At 70.9% G+C, this 5321-nt stretch carries 4 protein-coding genes; all 4 read left to right on the top strand.

The window, feature by feature from the left end; translation table 11 throughout:
• Nucleotides 1-297: 297 nt before the first annotated feature.
• The 4 genes from J0670_RS29065 (at nucleotide 298) to J0670_RS29080 (ending at nucleotide 5257) form a co-directional block, all read left to right on the top strand.
• Nucleotides 298-1599, top strand: a complete 1302-nt coding sequence (locus tag J0670_RS29065; RefSeq protein WP_207814669.1) for an ABC transporter substrate-binding protein — start codon at nucleotides 298-300, stop codon at nucleotides 1597-1599.
• A gap of 139 nt (nucleotides 1600-1738) precedes the next feature.
• Nucleotides 1739-2743 (top strand): carbohydrate ABC transporter permease, encoded by a 1005-nt coding sequence (locus J0670_RS29070; protein WP_207814670.1) that lies wholly within the window; start codon nucleotides 1739-1741, stop codon nucleotides 2741-2743.
• Between the two features lie 17 nt (nucleotides 2744-2760).
• On the top strand, nucleotides 2761-3744 hold the full coding sequence (locus J0670_RS29075; protein ID WP_207814671.1) for a carbohydrate ABC transporter permease: 984 nt from the start codon (nucleotides 2761-2763) through the stop codon (nucleotides 3742-3744).
• Nucleotides 3745-3799: 55 nt separating this feature from the next.
• Nucleotides 3800-5257 carry a GH1 family beta-glucosidase gene (locus J0670_RS29080; RefSeq protein ID WP_207814672.1) on the top strand — a complete coding sequence of 486 codons (1458 nt, stop codon included), beginning with the start codon at nucleotides 3800-3802 and terminating at the stop codon, nucleotides 5255-5257.
• Nucleotides 5258-5321: the final 64 nt, after the last annotated feature.

Consider the following 5321-nt stretch of genomic DNA (forward strand, 5'->3'; position numbering starts at 1 on the left):
CCGCATCCGGTGAACCCGCCCGGAGAACTTCGGCGAACACCTCTTGACATCCTCCCGCCCGAGGGAGCAGGGTGTGCCAACTGGAAGCGCTTCCACATCTCGCGCAGCGCTCCCGGGGGTCGTCGGACCGAACCCGCCCAAACCCTCACGCACCTCGCCCTTCGCGCGCTCGCCCAAGCACTTCGCCGCAACCGTTCACAGCCCCGCCCTCAGGGTCCGCGAACGTTAAACGTTAAACAATGCATCCCGCGCAATCCACCCCTGCGCGACCCGCCCACCCGTTTCCTGGAGAACCTCATGTACCTGCGCAGCCGCTCCGGCAGAGCCGTCGCCCTCCTGTCCGCCGCCGTGGTCACTTCGGTCCTGGCCACCGGATGTGCCTCGGGCGGGGCCGGCTCGGACGACCCGAACGCGAAGGTCACCCTCACCGTGGGCGACTTCGGCACCTTCGGCTACAAGGAGTCCGGGCTCTTCGACGAGTACATGAAGGCGCACCCGAACATCACGATCAAGGAGAACACCACCACCCAGGAGGGCGACTACTGGACCGCGCTCCAGACCCGGCTGTCGGGCGGCGGGCTCGACGACATCCAGGCGCTGGAGGTGAGCCGGATCGCCCTGGCCACCTCCGACCAGCTCAGCGGGGCGTTCACCGACCTGTCGAACGCTCCGGGTGTCGACAAGGAGGCCTACCTGCCGTGGAAGTGGAAGCAGGCGACCACCGCCCAGGGCAAGACCGTCGGCCTCGGCACGGACGTCGGCCCGATGGCGATCTGCTACCGCCAGGACCTCTTCCAGGCCGCCGGCCTGCCCAGCGAGCCCGCCGCGGTCAGCGCCCTGTGGGCGGGCGACTGGGCGAAGTACGTCGAGGTCGGCCGCCAGTACCAGGCCAAGGCCCCCGCGGGCACCTTCTTCATGGACACCGCCACCGGCCTGTACAACGGCGTCGTCTCCTCCAACGCCGAGCAGTACTACAAGAACGGCAAGATGAACTACCAGGACTCCGCCGGTGTGAAGAACGGCTGGAAGCTGGCCGCCGACGCCGTCCAGGCCGGTACCAGCCAGGGGCTGAAGGAGTTCGACACCCCCTGGCAGACGGCCTTCTCCAACTCCACGTTCGCCACCACCGTCTGCCCGTCCTGGCAGCAGGCCAACATCGAGAAGTTCTCCGGCCCCGGCAACGCCGGCAAGTGGAACATCGCGCAGGCCCCCACCGCCGGAAACTGGGGCGGCTCCTTCCTGGCGGTGCCGGCCTCCGGCAAGCACGTGGCCCAGGCCCAGGCGCTGGCCGTCTGGCTCACCGCGCCCGAACAGCAGGCCAAGGTCTTCCAGAAGGTCGGCAGCATCCCCGCCAACCAGAAGGCGTACGCCCTCCCGGGCGTCACCGACTTCAAGAACCCCTACATCGGCCCGAACGCCCCCACCGGGCAGATCTTCTCCGCCGCCGCCAAGGCCATCCAGCCCGCCGAGACCGGTCCGCACCACGGTGACCTGCACGGGGCCATGAGCAACGGCGTGCTGCTGATGGAGCAGAACCACAAGAGCTCCGAGGAGGCCTGGGCCGACACCGTCAAGCAGATCACGAGCACCATCCAGTAGCCGCAGGTCACGCCGTACGGGCCACGCGGCAGCGCCGCTCCTGCGCGTGGCCCGTACGGCATCCGCCAGCCGACACCCGACCCTGACCAGAACGACCCGACGGCCCCGCCCGGCCGTCGACCCGGCACGGAGGAACCCTGTGGCCACCTCGACCACCACCAACCGAAGCGACGCGGCGGACCCGCCCGCCACCAGCCCGCCCGGACGCGGCAGAACGCCGACGACGCGCCTGCGCACCCTGCTGCACCGCTGGGACCACCTCGGCTCGCCCTACCTGTTCGTCGCGCCCTTCTTCGTCGTGTTCGCGGTCTTCGGGCTCTTCCCGCTGCTCTACACCGGCTGGCTGTCCCTGCACCAGGTCAGCCTCTACAACGTGGACCAGGCCGACTGGGTCGGCCTCCAGAACTACTGGGACCTGCTGTTCGGGCCGCCGAGCTCGCTCTTCTGGCACGCCCTGCTCAACACCATCACCCTCGGCATCCTGTCCACCGTGCCGCAGCTGCTGATCGCCCTCGGCCTCGCCCACCTGCTCAACTACCGCCTCCCGGCCCGTGGTTTCTTCCGCACGGCGCTGCTCGCGCCCTACGCGACCTCGGTCGCGGCCGCCACGCTCGTCTTCGCGCTGATCTTCAGCCCCGAGGGCGGCATGGCCAACTGGCTGCTCGGCCTCGTGGGGATCGGCCCGGTCCACTGGGAGTCCGGCACCTGGACCTCGCAGTTCGCCATCTCCGTGATCGTCATCTGGCGCTGGACCGGCTACAACGCGCTGATCTACCTCGCCGCGATGCAGGCCATCCCCCGCGACCTGTACGAGGCGGCCGCGATCGACGGTGCCAACCGCTGGCAGCAGTTCCGCAACGTCACGATCCCCCAGCTGCGGCCCACCATCCTGTTCACCGTCGTCGTCTCGTTCATCGGAGCGACCCAACTGTTCGGCGAGCCCTTCCTGTTCGGCGGTCAGAGCGGCCACCAGGGCGGTACGCAGCACCAGTACGAGACCCTCGGCATCTTCATGTACGACCAGGGCTTCCGCTACAGCATGCTCGGCCGCGCCTCCGCCATCGCCTGGCTGATGTTCGGCCTGCTCCTGCTGGTCGGGCTCGCCAACACGCTGATCGCCCGCCGCCTGCGCTCCGCCAAGTGACCGTGAAGGACGACGACATGACCACCACTCCCGCCCCCGACTCCCTCGCGGCGCGAGCGACGCGGCCGGCCGGCGGCTCCGTCGACCGGCACGGCACCGTCGACCCGCGCGGCACCGTCGACCCGCGCGGCACCGGGCGCCGGCGCCGGCTGCGCTCCCCGGGCGCGGGCGACCAGCACCGCGCCGGGCCGCTCGCCCTGGTGACGCTGATCCTGGTCGCCATAGCCTCGCTGTTCCCGCTGTACTGGACGCTCGTGGCCGCGTCGACCGACGGCCACCGGGTGGTGTCCACTCCCCCGCCGCTCGTGCCCGGTTCGAACCTGTTCCACAACATCGGCTACGTGTGGGACAACGCCGGAGCGCGCGGCATGGGCGTCGCGCTGCTCAACTCGACCCTGGTCGCCGGCACCGTCGCGCTCAGCACGGTGGCCCTCTCCGTCGTCGCCGGCTTCGCGTTCGCCAAGCTCCGCTTCCGCGGCCGGGGCGCGATGCTCGCCCTCGTCGTCGCCACCATGGCCGTGCCCGCCCAGGTCAGCATCGTGCCGCTGTTCATCCTGATGCGGCACCTGGGGCTCGGCAACCAGCTCGGCGCCCTCATCCTGCCCTCCCTGGTGACGGCCTTCGGCGTCTTCTTCATGCGCCAGTACCTCACCCAGGCACTGCCCACCGAACTGCTGGAGGCGGCCCGGATCGACGGCGCGAACTCGCTGCGCGTCATCTGGCACGTCGTCCTGCCGGTCGCCCGTCCCGCCATGGCCGTCCTGGGCATGCTCACCTTCGTCCAGTCCTGGAACGACTTCCTGTGGCCCGTCATCGCGATGAACGGCGCCGTCAACCCCACGGTGCAGGTCGCCCTCGCCGGACTCGGCACCGGCTGGTCCACCGACTGGTCCGTCATCATGGCCGGCGCGCTGGTCGGCACCGTGCCGCTGCTCCTGGTCTTCACCGTCTTCGGTCGGCAGATCGTCGGCGGCATCACCCAGGGCGCGTTGAAGGGGTGACCCGCCCCTCAGGCCGGCACCCGATGTTCACCCACCTCACTGGAGCACTCCCGTCATGACCGTGGTCTCACCTGACATCCGTTCCGCTCACCGCCCGTTCCCGCCGGGCTTCGCCTGGGGGGCCGCCACCGCCGCCTACCAGATCGAGGGCGCCATCGCCGAGGGCGGCCGCACCCCCTCGATCTGGGACACCTTCAGCCACACCCCCGGCAAGGTCGCCAACGGCGACACCGGCGACACCGCGGTGGACCACTTCCACCGCTTCCGCGAGGACGTCCGGATCATGGCCGACCTCGGCCTCACCGCCTACCGCTTCTCCGTGTCCTGGCCCCGCGTCCAGCCGACCGGACGCGGCCCCGCCTCCGAGCGCGGCCTCGACTTCTACCGGGCGCTGACCGACGAACTGCTCGCCCACGGCATCACCCCCGTCGCCACCCTCTACCACTGGGACCTCCCACAGGAGTTGGAGACCCCGTCGAACGGCGGCTCCGCCGCCGGCGGCTGGCCCGCCCGGGACACCGCGTACCACTTCGCCGAGTACGCGGCACTCGTCGCCGAGGCGCTCGGCGACCGCGTCGGCATCTGGACCACGCTCAACGAGCCCTGGTGCAGCGCCTTCCTCGGCTACGGCTCCGGCGTCCACGCCCCCGGCCGCACCGACCCGGCCGACGCGCTGCGCGCCGCCCACCACCTCAACCTCGGCCACGGCCTGGCCGTCGGCGCCCTGCGCGCCGCACTGCCCGCCTCCGCCCAGATCGCCGTCTCCCTCAACCTGCACGCCGTGCGGCCGCTCAGCGACCGCCCGCAGGACCTGGAGGCGGCCCGCCGGATCGACGCCGTCGGCAACCGGATCTGGACCAGCCCGATGTTCAAGGGCCGCTACGACGAGGACCTCCTCCGGGACACCGCTCACCTGGTCGACTGGGACGCCCTGGTCCACGGCGGCGACCTCGCCGAGATCTCCCGCCCGATCGACCTGCTCGGCCTCAACTACTACAACCCGACCGTCGTCTCCTCCGCCACCGACGCCGACGGCGGTGCCCTGCGCAACGATGGGCACGGCGCGAGCGCGCACTCGCCCTGGCCCGGCGCAGACGACGTCGCGTTCCACCTCGCCAACGACGACGTCACCGCCATGGGCTGGCCGATCGACCCCACCGGCCTGTCCGAGACCCTGCTCGCCATGCACCGCGAGTTCGGCCTGCCGCTGATGGTCAGCGAGAACGGCGCCTCCTTCGAGGACACCGTCTCGCCCGACGGCACCGTCCACGACCCCGAGCGGGCCGCCTACATCCACCGGCACCTCGGCGCCGTCGCGGACGCCATCGACGGCGGCGCCGACGTCCGCGGCTACTACCTCTGGTCCCTGCTCGACAACTTCGAGTGGGCCTACGGCTACGAGAAGCGCTTCGGCATCGTCCACGTCGACTACGACACGCTGGTCCGCACCCCGAAGACCAGCGCCCACTGGTACTCCGGCGTGATCCGCCAGGGCGGACCGGACCGGGCGTAGCATCACAGGCCGGCTTCCACGAGGGCGTCGGCAGGCGAACCCCCGGAGAGAGATCGGACGCGGC

Origin of the sequence: Streptomyces sp. FH025 (assembly GCF_017427025.1) — a bacterium.
Classification (GTDB): Bacteria; Actinomycetota; Actinomycetes; order Streptomycetales; family Streptomycetaceae; genus Kitasatospora.